Origin of the sequence: Clostridium aestuarii, from assembly GCF_026735135.1 — a bacterium.
GTDB lineage: Bacteria > Bacillota > Clostridia > Clostridiales > Clostridiaceae > Clostridium_H > Clostridium_H aestuarii.
Genome location: NZ_JAPQER010000004.1, coordinates 216600 through 232977, shown reverse-complemented (window position 1 = coordinate 232977; position 16378 = coordinate 216600). Strand labels below are relative to the sequence as shown.

At 28.3% G+C, this 16378-nt stretch carries 12 protein-coding genes; 2 read left to right on the top strand and 10 right to left on the bottom strand.

Annotated elements, in window-relative coordinates:
- Positions 1-8 precede the first annotated feature (8 nt).
- The 6 genes from OW763_RS11550 to murI all read right to left on the bottom strand — a co-directional run bounded on the left by OW763_RS11550 (position 9) and on the right by murI (position 5686).
- Complete coding sequence (locus OW763_RS11550; RefSeq protein WP_268041295.1) at positions 9-1793, bottom strand: HD domain-containing phosphohydrolase; 1785 nt, start codon at positions 1791-1793, stop codon at positions 9-11.
- Positions 1783-2886, bottom strand: coding sequence for an ABC transporter substrate-binding protein (locus tag OW763_RS11545; RefSeq protein ID WP_268041294.1), 1104 nt, complete (start codon positions 2884-2886; stop codon positions 1783-1785). Before OW763_RS11545 ends, OW763_RS11550 begins: the two co-directional genes overlap by 11 nt.
- A gap of 33 nt (positions 2887-2919) precedes the next feature.
- Positions 2920-3588: a helix-turn-helix domain-containing protein gene (locus OW763_RS11540; protein ID WP_268041293.1), complete on the bottom strand. Its 669-nt coding sequence runs from the start codon at positions 3586-3588 to the stop codon at positions 2920-2922.
- 119 nt (positions 3589-3707) lie between these two features.
- Positions 3708-4223 carry a peptidylprolyl isomerase gene (locus OW763_RS11535; protein ID WP_268041292.1) on the bottom strand — a complete coding sequence of 172 codons (516 nt, stop codon included), beginning with the start codon at positions 4221-4223 and terminating at the stop codon, positions 3708-3710.
- A 106-nt stretch (positions 4224-4329) separates the two neighbouring features.
- Positions 4330-4800, bottom strand: coding sequence for a hypothetical protein (locus OW763_RS11530; protein ID WP_268041291.1), 471 nt, complete (start codon positions 4798-4800; stop codon positions 4330-4332).
- A gap of 112 nt (positions 4801-4912) precedes the next feature.
- Positions 4913-5686 carry a glutamate racemase gene (gene murI, locus OW763_RS11525; RefSeq protein WP_268041347.1) on the bottom strand — a complete coding sequence of 258 codons (774 nt, stop codon included), beginning with the start codon at positions 5684-5686 and terminating at the stop codon, positions 4913-4915.
- 366 nt (positions 5687-6052) lie between these two features.
- Between murI and OW763_RS11520 the strand changes: the two genes are divergently transcribed.
- Together OW763_RS11520 and OW763_RS11515 are read left to right on the top strand one after the other, a co-directional pair.
- Positions 6053-7951: a glutamine synthetase gene (locus tag OW763_RS11520; RefSeq protein ID WP_268041290.1), complete on the top strand. Its 1899-nt coding sequence runs from the start codon at positions 6053-6055 to the stop codon at positions 7949-7951.
- A 312-nt stretch (positions 7952-8263) separates the two neighbouring features.
- A complete protein-coding gene (locus tag OW763_RS11515; protein ID WP_268041346.1) occupies positions 8264-11692 on the top strand; it encodes a pyruvate carboxylase in 3429 nt (1142 codons plus the stop codon).
- Between the two features lie 53 nt (positions 11693-11745).
- Here the strand turns inward: OW763_RS11515 and OW763_RS11510 are convergent, their stop codons facing one another.
- The 4 genes from OW763_RS11510 to OW763_RS11495 all read right to left on the bottom strand — a co-directional run bounded on the left by OW763_RS11510 (position 11746) and on the right by OW763_RS11495 (position 16370).
- Entirely contained in the window at positions 11746-12534 is a 789-nt protein-coding gene (locus OW763_RS11510; protein ID WP_268041289.1) for a YhfC family intramembrane metalloprotease, read from the bottom strand.
- 140 nt (positions 12535-12674) lie between these two features.
- On the bottom strand, positions 12675-13157 hold the full coding sequence (locus tag OW763_RS11505; RefSeq protein WP_268041288.1) for a 4Fe-4S binding protein: 483 nt from the start codon (positions 13155-13157) through the stop codon (positions 12675-12677).
- Between the two features lie 281 nt (positions 13158-13438).
- Positions 13439-14908: an aminoacyl-histidine dipeptidase gene (locus tag OW763_RS11500; protein ID WP_272507446.1), complete on the bottom strand. Its 1470-nt coding sequence runs from the start codon at positions 14906-14908 to the stop codon at positions 13439-13441.
- Between the two features lie 184 nt (positions 14909-15092).
- A complete protein-coding gene (locus OW763_RS11495; RefSeq protein WP_268041286.1) occupies positions 15093-16370 on the bottom strand; it encodes an L-cysteine desulfidase family protein in 1278 nt (425 codons plus the stop codon).
- Between the last annotated feature and the right edge of the window lie 8 nt (positions 16371-16378).

Below are 16378 nucleotides of genomic sequence, written 5' to 3'. Positions count from 1 at the left end.
TGAGCTTTTTACTTTTTGGTTGAATCATAAATTTCATTATTTTCTTTAATTATTGATAAAAACACATCTACTACATCAGCATCAAACTGAGTCCCTTTATTATTTTCCAGCTGTTCTAATGCCTTATTTAGCGACATTCCCTTTCTATAAGGTCTATCAGATACCATAGCATCAAAAGAATCTGCAACCGCTATTATTCTTGCTCCAAGTGGTATTTCCTTTCCTTTTAATCCATCTGGATAACCACATCCATCATATCTTTCATGATGATGCTTAACCATTTCTCTTTCTTCCTTTAAATTTTCTATATCTTTTAATGCATAATATCCTTTTTCTGTATGTGTCTTTATTATTTCAAATTCTTCATCTGTAAGTTTACCTGGCTTATTTAATAAATTCTCATTTATACTTATTTTACCAATATCATGAAGCATTGCTCCATCATCTACTTTATCCACATCTATTTGATAATTATGTTCTAAATTCATTCTTTCAGCTATTTTTTTAGTATAATATGTAACATTTTTAGAATGTCCTGCTGTATATTTATCCTTTATTTCAATAAGATTAAGTAACGTCCACATAATCTGTTTATATTGATCTTTTTTCATTTTTTCATTTTTGCTTATAGTACTAAGCATTGAATTTATTTCATCATTTGCAGCCCTTAGTTCTTCATTATAAGCTTGAAGTTCTTGTTCTCTTTCATTTATCTTATTCGCCATATTAGACAAACTTTCTATAATATCATTTGTTTCTTTATAATTATATTTTTCTAAACAATTAATATAATAGTCTCCTGAGGCTATTCTTCCTACTACATTAGAGAAAATACTTATTTCATTTGAAATATTATTAGAAGCTTTTGCAGAATGTATAAACGTAATAATAATAATAAGTAATGCATAAAATATTAATGTTCCTAGTAAAGCTACCCAAAAATCTTTATTACCAAATATATCATACTCAACTATGATATAAATATCCGCTATATCAATTTTCATAATTGTACTAACCATATATTTATTTTTTATATGATTTTTATATAATATAATACTTACATCTTTTTTCTTCAATCGTTCTATTGTATGCATATCTATACTACTCTCTATATACTTATCATCATTCAAGCTCTTAAAGATAATATTTCCATTACCTTTAGTAATATAATATTCTATATCTTTTAATTTTTTATTTTGAATTATTTCAGGATTTACTAGAATAACATTCATTCCTTCAATATTATTATTTTTAATTATAGGACTTACAATATTTAAAGATAGTTTCCCCGTTAAATATTGTACATACGGCTTTGTAATATATATTTTTTTAGTTTTTATTACTTGCTTATAATATTCTTTGCCACTAAAATCTATACCTATAAAATCTGAACTTTTAAAATTTATATCTTTAAATTCAGAATAACTGTTTTTCAACTCCCTAGAAAAAGCATTTGTTACTATACCTTTCTTATCAAGTATCAACACTCCTAATATATCATTTTCCATAGTAATTGTATTTTGAATTAAACTATTTTTTTCCTCATAACTATATTTCTTGCTCTCAATATCCAAAATAAAATTTGAAACACTAATAATCCTTTCAATTTTTTGATGTACATCATTTATCATAACATTTGATATATTTTTTTCACTATCCTCTATAAAAAGGTAACTTACACTAAATACAAATATTATTAGTATCGTAAAAATCATAATACCAAGCATTAATCCATTTTTAATTATAGTCCTAAAAACAGTGCTTTTAACATCTTTCAACTGTTTATTTTCCATCTATTCCATCCTCTACTTTACTAAAGCTACCGCCTTTAACTTTAAATACAAACTCCTTATCAACGCAATCGCCAAAATCATTAAATTCTATAATCTGATTATGAATTATAAATCTTTTTTGTTTATCCACTTCTTTTTTAAAAGTATCATTATGTACATTACAATAAACTTTTTTTATAAGCATATAAGCTTCATATGCTCCAATGGTAATAATGCTTGTATCCTTACCATATTTTTCAAGATTATAATTAAGATTTTTATAAATATTACTTGATGTACTAATATCTTTAGGACTTATAAAAGTAAAGCCTTCAATAGCCTGTCCACCATAACTCAACAGATTACTATCCACATTACAAGATAACCCAAAACATTTCTTATCAATATCTTGTTTCCTCAAATTTTGAATAATTAAGGCCGTATCTCTTCCTGAAGCTAAAATAAGGATTAAATCACATTTGTTTATTAGTTGTTTATTATAAATCTTAAAATTTAAACTTTTCCCATATACAATTTGTTTTGATGATATTTGTCCACCTATTTTTTTTATTTGATCTTCAACAGATTTTTGGTAATTCAAATTAATATCATCATATATAACGGCAACCTTATTGCCAATATTATTTTTATTTAAGTAATTGAATAAAGTATCAATTTCTATTCTATCATCAGGCATAAGTCTGTATATATTGTCCTTTTTATTGCTTAGACTAACAGCTGTTGCATTAACAGCTATACAAGGTATATTGTATTTTTCTAAATAAGGTTCTAATTTGGTCAAATTCTCAGAGTTAGCGGCACTTATTATAACATCATCATTTTTTAAGTCTAATTTTTTAAAAGTTTCGTCTAAATTCTTAAAATTAGTATCTTCTACTATCAGCTTAATTTTTCTTTCTAATATTCCATCTGATTTATTTATTTCTTCCTCTGCTATTTTTGCTGGAATAGTGGTAACAGTTGCGTGTACTCTTGTTTCTATAGTAAAATCATTTAAAAGCACTACCTTTATGGGCTGTTGTAGTTTTAAATAAACAGCAGATAATATAATAACTATAAAAACCACTTTAAAATTCAAACACTTTTTCTTCATTTGTTTTCTATCACACCTTCATTTGTTTAAAACTTATAATTTTATCTCTATTTTATCAATCCTAACTAATACTTTTATATCTTTAATTCCAACAGTTTCAGTTCTTAAGCTTCCTCTATTACTTATAAGTAATAATTTACTATTATCCAATCTTTTTACTTGTCTTATGACTCTTTCTCCTTTGCTTTCAATAAGACAAATTGCATTATTTTCAACTTCGTGGGTTATATGACCAAATGCTATATCCCCTTTTGACATTCTAAATCCTATCATCTCATCGTCTTGTATTTGTAAAAACAAAACTTTTTCTTTTCCATAGCCTTCTACTTTATTATCTATAATAGGCATTTTTCTTGTACTTAAAGTTTTACTCATATCATACCCATAAATAGGCACTGTTTTTAAAATAGCTCCAAAAGCATCGTTCCAAACATCTTTAACCTTTTCAATTGTTTGTTTCTTTTGTGATTTGTTCTGCTTTTCTTCTTCAAATATTTGTTCTTCAAAAGACATAGTTATATCATTTAGATCTTTACCTAAAATCTTTGAAATTTTTTTAATTAAATTTTCATTTATAACTTTTCTTCCCATCTCAACATCTTTTACAAATCTTTCAGAAACACCTATTTTTTTAGCTAACTGTTTTTCATTCATTTTAGAACTTAATCTAGCTTGCTTTATTTTATCTCCAATTCTACTCATTTCTATCTTCCTCCAATAAATAGTTTTTAATTTCTTTAATATACTATTTTAATATAAAACTGATATTTTTTCTATGACTTTCATTAACAAAAAAAGATGCTGACTATCAGCATCTTTTTTTATACTCTTTCTGGATCAGCATATTCTACTCCAAAAGTGTCAATAGTTACGCTTTCCATAACCTGATCTTCATATGGTCTATCACTATAGTCTTTCTTTTGGTTAACTATCTTGTCAACAGCTTCCATTCCTTCTGTAACTTTTCCAAAAGAAGCATATTGTCCATCTAAATGAGGAGAGTTTTCTGTCATAATAAAAATCTGACTTCCAGCAGAATTAGGATTCATAGTTCTTGCCATGGATAATACTCCTCTATCATGCTTTAAATCATTTTTAAAACCATTTGCAGTAAATTCACCTTTTATCGAATAACCTGGACCACCCATACCAGTACCTTGAGGATCTCCTCCTTGAATCATAAAACCTGGAATTACTCTGTGAAATATAACCCCATCATAAAAACCTTTTTTTATAAGATTAATAAAATTGTTTACTGTATTAGGTGCTATTTCTGGATACAATTCAGCTTTTATAACATCACCATTTTGCATTTTAATAGTAACTATTGGATTCATAAAACGTTCTCCTTTCATATCTAGATAAATCCTATGTTTAGATTATTTATCATATTACTCTAAATTATACCATAATTTAAGAATATTGCGTCGCAATATTCTTAAATCATGCAATTTCCTCGCTAGTCCAATTTATTTTTATATTAAAATCACACACTTCTTCATCCAATTTAATATATATACATCCTTTAGGAAGTATTATTAACTCTAAGTCATTTAAAACATTACATTTTTGATTTCTTAGTAAAGTATTTCTTGTAAGTTCAATATTTCTATTATTATTATAAATCTGTAATTCACTTTTAACATTAAAAATTCCTATTTTATATTCTTTACTGCTTTCAATTTCACCTCTATAAAATTCATCTTCACCTTGTATTAATCGTAATTTATTGTCTTTTTCTTCACTTGTTATTTCCATACCTCTTAACATACAGATAGTATTACTATCCTCAGGATTTTTTATAGTTATACAATTAAACTTTTCATTTTTACAAATTTTAATAAAATCTACTTTTTCCACTAGTTCATTTTTAACTTCATCCGTGTCTTTTCTTTTTGTAACAAACACCTTCACATTATCACCTTATTTCTATTGTTTTGTATGCCTTTATGTTTGTGTATCCTATATTATTAGTCTATTCAATAGCTTGTCTAAGGTGATAAAAAATGCTTTGCACTTTTCTTAATTAGCTATTTAACAATCTAAAAGATAAATCAATAATATTGTTATCTTTTAAAGAATTAAATATTTTGATCTCTCCTTTTTTTGTTTTAGAGCTAATAAACTTATTGCTTATAAGCTTTCTCTTTAGTTGTACTGCTGTACCTCTACTTCCATCTATGATACTAATATCTTGACCTAATATTTTTGATAACTCCTTTTTTACAAAAGGATAATGTGTACAGCCTAAAACTATTGATGCTATCTTTTCATCTTTTAAACTAAAAAATCTTTTTTCCAAAAACCCATCTATTTCTTCACCTTCTAATGTACCCTCTTCTATAAATTCTACAAGTCCTGGACAAGGAAGTGGTATTATATCTGATATAGATTTATATTTATTCATAAGCTTAAAAAATTTTTTTTCACATAAAGTCGTTGGCGTTGCCATAATAATAATTTTACCTTCTTTATTTAATTCAACAGCTGGTTTCAATGCTGGCTCTATTCCTATAATAGGTATATTGATATATGTTTTTCTCAGATCTATAATAGCTGCACTTGTTGCTGTATTGCAAGCAATTACAATAGCCTTTACATTATGTCTTACTAAAAACTCTACAGCGTCAAAAGTTAATTTTTTTATTTCATCAACATTTTTAACACCATAAGGAGCATTTTTAGAATCTCCAAAATAAATAAAATCTTCATTTGGAAGCACTTTTACAGCCTCTTTTAAAACACTTAATCCTCCTACTCCTGAATCAAAAAAACCTATTGGTTTATCTTTAATATTCATATTACGCTGATTTATAGTATATTTACTATAAATCAGTTTCACCTCCAATCTTATACAGTATCATAATTATTTAACCGGTATATAATAATACAAAATAATTTTTACTATTTATCATTATAAATTGGATTTTTTATCAATATAAATTATACTTCACAACCTTTTTTTATTCCACCTGTAAAAATATCTTAATTAAATTGTTATTTAAACCTTTTCATTTATATTTTTTATATTATTCAAATTATTTAATTGACAATTTATTAATTTTATAATAGAATTTTTATATAATTCTCAAAACGATGCGGTTCAAAATGACAAATACAAAAAAATAATAACTTTAATACTATTTTATTAACTAGGAGGAATAATATGTTGAAAAATTTAGTTTATACAATTCCTAAAAATCATCACTCTGAGGAATGCCTTAAAGAACTACTAACTTCACACACTGAGATTAAATTTGTATCTCTTGTTGGTATTGATTTATCTGGAAATGATACAGATGAAAAAATACCTATTAAAATATTTTTAGATGATATAAATGGTTTTTTAAAAGGTGCTGTTCAAACTGATGGTTCATCTGTAGTTTTTCCTGGAATAGCTACATTAAACAATGCAAAAGTAGATATGCTTGCAGATACTGAAGTTAATTGGTTTATTGATTACAATTATGAAAATATTGATGAAAAAACTGGAAAACCTATCGGAACACTTAGAATTCCTTGTTTTCTAATTTACGAAGGTAAAGCTATTGATTCAAGACATATACTTAAAGCATCAATAGATTATATGAAAGAAAGTTTATTAAAATTCTTCAAGAACTATCCTGAATTATTAGCTCCTTATAAAATAACAGTAGATGACATAGATGATATAGAAGCCACTTCTGCAACAGAACTTGAATTTTGGGTAAAAACCCCTCAAGAAAAAGCTCACACAGAAGAACTTTCAACTTCTCAAGTACTTCAAGAACAATACTGGACAAGAACTAAAGGTTGTGTGAGAACTGCACTTGAAGAATTAATGGTTCTAATGGATAAGTACGGATTAGAACCTGAAATGGGTCATAAAGAAGTTGGTGGAGTAAAAGCTACTCTTAGTAAAGATGGTAATTTAACTCATATAATGGAACAGCTTGAAATAGATTGGAAGTATGCAGATGCAATACAAGCTGGTGATAATGAAATTTTTGCTAGAATATTAACAAGAGAAACTTTCAGGAGACATGGATTAGATGTTAACTTTCTCGCTAAACCTATTGATGGAGTAGCCGGAAGTGGAGAACATACTCATTTAAGCATAGCTCTAAAATTAAAGAATGGAAAAAGAATTAATCTATTTGCACCTACAAAAGAACATTTCTTAAGCGTATTTGGATATGCTTCAGTAATGGGGGTATTGAAAAATTATGAAGTTATAAACCCATTTGTATCTGCAACTAATGATTCGTTTAGAAGATTAAAACCTGGTTTCGAAGCTCCTATATGTATAGTTACCTCTATAGGTCATTCTGTAGATATTCCTTCAAGAAATAGAACTATATTATTAGGTGTTATACGTGATAATGAAGCACCTTTAGCTACAAGATTTGAACTTAGAGCGCCAAATCCTCATACAAACACTTATCTTGTATTAGCTACATTATTCATGGCATCTATGGATGGTATATCTTATGCAATAACTAACAATAAAACGGAAGATAATTTACTAGCTGAACTTTCAAAGGATTCTGGTATTGAAACTGATTATCTTGAAAAAGATAGATCATATAGAAGTGAAGAAGATGTATTTGAAGATTATACTGAAGAAGAAAGAAATAAATTATTTGGGAAAGCACCTGCAACAGTATACGAAAATCTTACTTCAATAAATAACTACCCTGAAAAACTTAAAGCTCTTAAAGCTGGGAATATATTTACAGATAAAATAATATCTAGTTATGCAACTGGAGTTGAACGAAGATGGATAACAGAAATTATTGCTAGAATAATTCCTAATTATTGTGAAGAAATAAGAAGTTATAAAATGCTTCACAGCATTGAAAAATCTTTTGATGTTGATGTTACTAGATGGGAACATGTAAATAAATTAAGATATTATTTAATGAAGGATTCTTATTCAAATAAATCCTTATTCACAAAAATACATGAAGCTGTAGATATCAAAGATTATGAAACTGTTTCTAGACTTCAAGTTGAAATGGATACTAAAATGAATGAATTAAGAGAACTATATATAAATTACAAGAAAAATTTACTAGACATTTAATAAATTACCGAAATATTGTAGTAACTTTAGAACACACTATAGATGAAATCTATATATGTGTTCTTTTGTTCTATAATTTAAGTCCATAATTAAATTGCCTAAAACTAGCTGTGAATATCTTTAAATTATATGTAAACAATTTCACATAAGTTTTTTGACTTTTGCAAGTTTAGCGTTCAAAAAATTCAATTGAAATAATCTTTCAACTCAGATATAATAGTATTATTATTGTTTTTGAATATTGAACTTTTAAATTATTGCAACATATTATATAATATATTTTCCATATAATAAAAAGGGGTGGAACAATTGATTAAAAAATTCAAAAGAATTTTAGTAGCAAATCGAGGAGAAATTGCAATAAGAATATTTAGAGCTTGTAATGAATTAGGTATTAGAACGGTTGCCATATATTCTGAAGAAGATAAATGCTCTTTATTCAGAACTAAAGCAGACGAAGCTTATCTAATAGGTAAAAATCAAGGTCCTATACAAGCCTATTTAAATATTGACCAAATAATAAGCCTAGCTTTAAAGAAAGGTGTAGATGCAATTCACCCTGGATACGGTTTTTTATCTGAAAACCCTGAATTTGCTAGAAAATGTGCTGAAGCTGGTATAGAATTTATAGGACCTACTTCAGATATGATGGAAAAAATGGGTGATAAAATAAAATCAAAACTTGTTGCCCAAAGCGTTAATGTGCCAACTATTCCTGGAGTTGAAAAACCTGTTAATTCTGAAGAAGAAGCAATAACATTTGCAGATATGTGTGGATATCCTATTATGTTAAAAGCCGCTGCCGGAGGCGGTGGACGTGGAATGAGAATAGTTAGAACAAAAGATGAATTACTACCAGCCTTTAGAAGCGCTAAAAGTGAAGCTAAGAAAGCCTTTGGAATAGATGATATTTTTGTAGAGAAATATTTGGAAAAGCCTAAACACATAGAAGTACAAATTCTTGGTGATAAACACAATAATATAGTTCATCTTCACGAAAGAGATTGTTCTGTACAAAGACGTCATCAAAAGGTAATAGAATTCACTCCTGCACTTGCATTACCAACGGAAAAAAGAGAGCAAATTTGTGCTGATGCGTTAAAACTTGCTAAATCTGTAAATTATCGAAGTGCAGGTACTCTAGAGTTTTTAGTGGATGCACATGGAAATCACTACTTTATAGAAATGAATCCTAGAATTCAAGTTGAACATACAGTAACTGAAATGATTACTGGTGTAGATATTGTTCAAAGTCAAATTCTAGTTGCTCAAGGATACCCGTTAAATTCTGATGAAATAGGTATATCATCTCAAGATGATATTAAGCCAAGAGGATATTCTATTCAATGCAGAGTAACAACTGAAGATCCTTCAAATAATTTTGCTCCTGATACAGGAAAAATTGATTTATACAGAACAGGTTCTGGATACGGAATAAGACTTGATGGTGGTAATGGATTTACAGGTGCTGAAATCACGCCTTATTATGATAGCTTATTATTTAAAACTACTTCATGGTCAAGAACATTTAAAGATGCTATTAGAAAATCTTTACGTTCTTTAAAAGAATTACAACTTTCTGGTGTTAAAACTAATGTTGACTTTTTAATAAACGTATTAAATAATCCAATTTTTGCAAAAGGTGAATGTACTACAGGTTTTATTAATGAACACACTGAGTTATTTAATATAACTTCAAAAGCAGATACAGAATATAGTGTTCTTAAATTTATTGGGGAAAAAGTAATAAACGAAACTAGAGGAATCAAGAAAGATTTTGATGTTCCTGTTGTTCCAAAAGCAAATATCACTAAAGATTTAAGCGGAACAAAACAAATATTAGATGAACATGGTCCCGAAGGTTTAGTTAAATGGATAAACTCCCAAGAAAAATTACTTCTTACAGATACTACAATGCGAGATGCTCATCAATCTCTAATGGCAACAAGAATGAGAACTATAGATATGGTTAAAATCGCCAAAAGCACATCTGCACTTGGGAAAGATTTATTCTCACTTGAAATGTGGGGTGGAGCAACTTTTGATGTAGCTTATAGATTTTTAAAAGAATCTCCTTGGGTTCGTCTTAAAGAACTTAGGAAAAGAATTCCTAATGTATTATTCCAAATGCTAATAAGAGGTTCTAATGGTGTTGGATATAAGAATTATCCTGATAATGTGATAAGAGAATTAATCAATGAAGCTTCTGCATCTGGTATTGACGTATTTAGAATATTCGACTCCCTTAACTGGATAAAAGGTATGGAAGTAGCAATTGATCAGGTTCTTAAAAATAACAAGATAGCAGAAGCTTGTATTTGTTACACTGGTGATATATTAAATGAAGGAAAAGATAAGTACTCTTTAGATTATTATGTACGTAAAGCAAAAGACTTAGAAAAAGCAGGTGCCCATATATTAGGTATAAAAGATATGTCAGCTCTATTAAAACCTTATGCTGCATATAAGCTTATTAAAGCACTAAAACAAGAAATATCTATTCCAATACATTTACACACTCATGATACAACTGGTAATGGAGTAGCTACTGTTATAATGGCAGCAGAAGCTGGAGTTGATATCGTAGATACAGCACTTAACAGTATGTCTGGACTAACAAGTCAACCTGCTTTAAACTCTGTAGTTGCAGCACTTGAACATACTAAACGTGCTACTGGTGTTCATGTTAAAGGCATTCAAAAGCTTTCAGATTATTGGTCTGCAGTAAGACCTGTTTATGAACAATTTGAGTCTGGGTTAAAATCTGGTTCTACTGAAATCTACAGATACGAAATACCCGGAGGACAGTACTCCAACTTAAAACCTCAAGTTGAAAGCTTTGGACTTGGGCACAGATTTGATGATGTTAAAGAAACGTATAAAAAAGTTAATAAAATGGTAGGCGATATTGTAAAGGTAACTCCTTCATCTAAAATGGTTGGTGACCTTGCAATATTTATGGTTCAAAATAATTTAACACCAGAAAACATTCTAGAAAAAGGTAAGGATATGGCTTTCCCTGATTCTTCAGTAGCATATTTTAAAGGTATGATGGGTCAACCTGAAGGTGGTTTCCCTGAAGATCTTCAAAAAATTGTTTTAAAAGGCGAAGCCCCTATCACTTGCAGACCTGGTGAACTCCTTCCATCAGAAAATTTTGATGCTATAGCAAAACAACTTAAAGATAAATTTGATATAGAACCTACTAAACAAGATATACTAAGCTATGTTTTATATCCTGATGTATTTGAAGATTACCTAAAATATATTAAAGAAAATGGTGATCTTAGCAGAATAGGTAGTGATATATACTTCCACGGACTAAGTGAAGGAGAAACATGCGAAATTGAAATTTTCGAAGGAAAAACTTTGATTATAAAACTGCTTAGAATAACCAAGTTAGATAATGAAGGTTTTAGAACATTGATTTTTGAAGTCGATGGTAATAGACGTGAAATTAAAATTCAAGATAAAGGAGCTTCATCAGCTATTCAAAGCTCAGCTATACAAATAGCTGACCCAGATGATCCACTTGAAGTTGGTTCGAGTATACCTGGCACAGTACTAAAAATTCTTGTAAAAGAAGGCTCTGAAGTTAAAGAAAATGATAGCTTAATGATAATTGAAGCAATGAAGATGGAAACAAACATTACTGCTTCAGCTAGTGGAACAGTTGATTCTATAATTGTAAAGGAAGGTCAACAAGTTAAGTCTGGTGAATTATTGATTAAACTTAAATAAACTAACCTTATAATTTAATTCTATATTTAAAAGAGCTATTAACCTTTGAAAAGTTAGTAGCTCTTTTTATTCATATTAGCTTTTATGTTGAAAAATCTATTCTTAGATTTTTTTATAAATCTAAAGCTTATAAGTGCTGTTACAAACATAAACCCTTCTGTTGCAAATATGTTAAAATTATATGCTGCACAAAAATCTACTAAAGCATGTATCAAAACTGCATATAATAAATACTTGTTTTGTTTTTTCATTACCCCTTCTAATACAATGATTGACAATGCTATATGAAAAGCAATAGTAAATACTCTCTCCATTCCACCTAATAAAAACATGTATGAATGGGTATCCATCAGCGTATTCTTTAAAGCTGCAGCTTGCGGTAATTTTGTACCTACTAAAACATCAAATGTTCCTAAATTAATCAGCAAACTAAATATAAGATTAGACACATATGTCATTCCTACCAATAATACTGATTCTATTCCTCCATGTCCAATTCCATAAGCTATTCCATTTTTCCACTGAAGTTTATTTTTTAATAAATATCTAAATCCAACACACCTACCCACTTCTTCAAATACTCCTGCTGTAACAGATAAAAATAATACATAAACCATTGTATTTGACTTAATATTCTTTATAAACCATCCTTGACTATTCAGAAAGTTAATTAAAGGTAATCTCATAAACAATTGAAAAATAATAAATATTACTGAACCTATCATTACAGCTGAAATTGATATTTTTTCTTTTTTGTAAAAGTAAACTATAAGACCAATTGGGAGTCCGAAACAAATTATCGTACTTATAATCATAAAAACAACTGATACTTTATCCACCATAATATACTCACTCCTAATAAAATCATATGATTACTTCATCCAATTCAAAACTAAAATAATAATAAAAACTCTTATTATATTTATAATTTCTATAAAAATCTTTTATTCTATTTTATCATATTTTTTTCATTCTTCTTTAATTATCTTTGTTTTTTAATCTTTTCGTCAATAATTCCTGTTCCATACCCCATAGGACATACTTGACACCAACTTCTTGGCTTAAATATTATTCCCATAATAACACCTAACGCTAAAGAAGACATCATTAATCTAAATATAGCAAATCCTATTCTTTTAATATTGGTTCCTGCATGTATCAATCCAATAGTAAACATAATAATCATTAATCCCAATAAAATATTTTTAACTGTTTTAGATTTTAGGTTTTTAGGTATATTGTATTCTAAACTTATATGTTTTAAAAATGTTCCCAATATAGAACCTCTTGGACAATAATGAGAGCAATGTATTTTCCCTCTTCCCCTAATTGCATGATATATAGGTGCTGATATACAAACAATTCCTAATAATCCAAAACGAATATCTATTACTGATAATAATATAAACATCACCATAAAAATCCAAGACCATTTTTGATGAGATTTTCTTCTTTTTTTAGCCATATATTTTTTCTCCCTTCTTTTATACATTTAATTTCACACTGATTGTATTATACCCCCTAAGGGTATAATGTGTCAAGATTTATTACTTCAATATTTAAAGAAACTGCATAATTAAAAATTTCATAAGAACAAAATATTTTATCCTTTTTTATTTTAAAATAAAGACAATATAACTATATGAATTTCTTCATTAAGTCTTAATATACAAAAAAATTTGAGAGTTGACATACGTATCCAAAGTATATCAACTCTCAAATAATTTCCTAATTCTAAATTATATATTATTTTATTTCCTTCAATACATTCAACAAATATTCAAAAGTTCTTTTAGTAGATAAAATACTTAAGCTCTCTTCTGGAGTATGAACATCATACATATTAGGTCCAAAAGAAACCATATCTATATCACCTAAAATATCCTTTAACAATCCACATTCAAGTCCAGCATGAATCGCTGTAATTTTTGGCTCTTTACCATACATATCTTTATGTATCTTTACAAAAATATCTCTAATACGTGAATTAGCTTTATATTGCCATTCAGGATATTCTGATTCTAAAGTCATTTCTGCTCCTACAAGATTAGCAGCTATTTCAATTCTTTTAACTATTTCATATTTTAAACTTCTAACAGAACTTCTTATAGCACTTTCAAAACTGACTTTATTTTCTGTAGTAGTAACTACTCCTAAATTAGTGGAACTTTGTACGAGTCCTTCAATATCCATACTCATAGATTGAACACCTTGAGGTATTAGCATAAGTAAAGATATAATTTTATTGCTTAATTCTTTCGTAAATGATTTATTATCTTTTTTGTTTTCTGCTTTTTCTAGCTTAATCGTAATTTCTGAATCTGAAATTCTAAACTCATTTTTGAAGATTTTCTGCCACTTAGATGTTAATTTTTCTAATAAAGTTTCTTCTTCACTTTTTATTAAAATAACTGTTTCTGCTTCTCTTGGTATAGCATTCATTTTAGCTCCACCACTAATTTCAGCTATATACAAATCCACATTGCACTTCAAATCATTCAGCACACGTCCAATAAGTTTATTAGCATTTGCTCTTCCTTTATCTATTTCCATCCCTGAATGACCGCCTTTTAAGCCCTTAACTTTAAGAGTATATGCGGTAAATCCGTCTTTTACCTTTTCGTATTCTGTAAAAAGTTTAACTCTATTTCTAACTCCACCTGCACAACTTGATAAAAGTTCTCCTTCTTCTTCTGAATCTATATTTATTAAAATCTTTCCTGAAAGATTTTCATTTTTAACATTAGCAGCTCCACTCATTCCAGTTTCTTCTTCAGTAGTAAATAATGCCTCTAAAGTTGGATGTTCAATACCATTACTAGCTAAAATAGCTAAACAATATGCTACAGCGATTCCATTATCAGCACCTAAAGTAGTACCCGAAGCTTTTATTAGCTCCCCTTCTATTCTTAATTTAATTGGATCTTTTGCAAAATCATGTTCAACATCAGCTCTCTTTTCACAAACCATATCCATGTGTCCTTGTAAAATTACAGTAGGTGAATTTTCATAACCTTTACTCGCTTGTTTTTTGATTATTATATTCATTGCTTCATCTTGAATTACTTGTAATTTATGTTCCCTTGCAAAATTTACCAAATAATCACTTACAGCCTTTTCATTTCCCGATTCTCTTGGTATTCTTGTAATTTCTTCAAAATACTTAAAAACTAAACTTGGTGACAACTCCTTTAATACTCTATCCAAATCATTCATCTCCTTGAATTTAATCATTTATCTCTATAACTAATCATAATAATAATTTTATCACATATTGTAATTTAGATACAAAATATTCTAATAATAAATTAACTTGCTATATTAGTTAATTATTTTTTATAATTTAAAATAATTTTACCTAACACAACAAGTTAACTTTATTTTTGCTATATTTTATTATTTATCTTTCCAACATAGTATCTAAAATAACATTATCAGTTTCTATCATACCTGGTGAAGCTACTTTGCCTATATTTTTCATAGTATCTTCTACAGTATTACCAACAATTCCACTATTATTAGGAATATAAACATCTTTTATAGAAATCAACGCTGACATTATTGCTGCATTTGCTGCTGTTACTGCTTTTAAAGAACAACCTAAATTACCGCCATCACAAATCATCCCAGTTATGTTTGCTGCCATATTATTAATTGTATATTCTATTTGTTTATTACTTCCACCTAATAAATAAACTGTTCCTGCACTTACTCCAGTTCCAGCTGCTACTGCACAACCACAAAATGCAGATAATCTTCCTGAATACTCTTTTATATAAATAGTAACTAAATAACTTAATGCAATAGCTCTAGCTAATCTTTCTTCTTCTATATTCATTTTTTCAGCTACTGCAGCAAGAGGGATAGTAGCAATAATTCCATGATCTCCACTACCGCAAATTGTCATAGCTGGTTTTGAGCATCCTCCCATTCTTGCATCAACCGCATAGCCAGTTAACATTTGAGCATAACTTATAATATCACCAGATATTTTTTGTTCTTTCTCAAGCTCATATATTGCCTTACCTAATCCCATTCCTGCTCCATTAATTCCTTTTTCAGCAAGTTTCTTATTTACCTTAATAGCTTCTAAAGTAAATTTAATATCTTCAAATTCAATTTCATTAATAAAATTAATAAAATCAGCTAATTTCAAATCAATAATTGAAAATTTGTCTTTATTACTCTCTATTTTATTATCTTCTTCTGATTTATATTTTATCTTTCCATCAGCCTCTACTAAAACAATGTTTGTGTGTTTATCTTTAATTACCGCTCTTCCAACACCTTTATCTGTAATAACAACGGCATCTATTAATATTTTTGTAAGCCCCTTTTTCACATCCACTTGCACTATTTTATCTTCTCGAAGTTTTTTAGCCTTAATTATCTCTTCTTCTTTAATGTTTTCCAAAACCTTTAATTCAAATTTAGAATTGCCTGATAACACGCCAAGTATAGCTGCAATTTCATTTCCCATCTCGTCTGTACCAGGTATTCCACATGAAAATCCATTTTTAAACACTCCAGGATCTGTAGTTACTTTAATCTTTTTCAACTTTCCGCCTACAGCTTCATATGCTTTACATGAAGCTAAAGCTATAGCAGCTGGTTCAGTAACTCCTAATGCTTGTCCCATTTCACTTTTTAGTAATGATAATATTTTTTCTTTATACATTGAGTACT

Coding starts and splice junctions, on each gene's coding strand:
- OW763_RS11550 (WP_268041295.1), bottom strand. CDS start 1,793: ATGGAAAATAAACAGTTGAAAGATGTTAAAAGCACTGTTTTTAGGACT.
- OW763_RS11545 (WP_268041294.1), bottom strand. CDS start 2,886: ATGAAGAAAAAGTGTTTGAATTTTAAAGTGGTTTTTATAGTTATTATA.
- OW763_RS11540 (WP_268041293.1), bottom strand. CDS start 3,588: ATGAGTAGAATTGGAGATAAAATAAAGCAAGCTAGATTAAGTTCTAAA.
- OW763_RS11535 (WP_268041292.1), bottom strand. CDS start 4,223: ATGAATCCAATAGTTACTATTAAAATGCAAAATGGTGATGTTATAAAA.
- murI (WP_268041347.1), bottom strand. CDS start 5,686: ATGAATATTAAAGATAAACCAATAGGTTTTTTTGATTCAGGAGTAGGA.
- OW763_RS11520 (WP_268041290.1), top strand. CDS start 6,053: ATGTTGAAAAATTTAGTTTATACAATTCCTAAAAATCATCACTCTGAG.
- OW763_RS11510 (WP_268041289.1), bottom strand. CDS start 12,534: ATGGTGGATAAAGTATCAGTTGTTTTTATGATTATAAGTACGATAATT.
- OW763_RS11505 (WP_268041288.1), bottom strand. CDS start 13,157: ATGGCTAAAAAAAGAAGAAAATCTCATCAAAAATGGTCTTGGATTTTT.
- OW763_RS11500 (WP_272507446.1), bottom strand. CDS start 14,908: ATGAATGATTTGGATAGAGTATTAAAGGAGTTGTCACCAAGTTTAGTT.
- OW763_RS11495 (WP_268041286.1), bottom strand. CDS start 16,370: ATGTATAAAGAAAAAATATTATCATTACTAAAAAGTGAAATGGGACAA.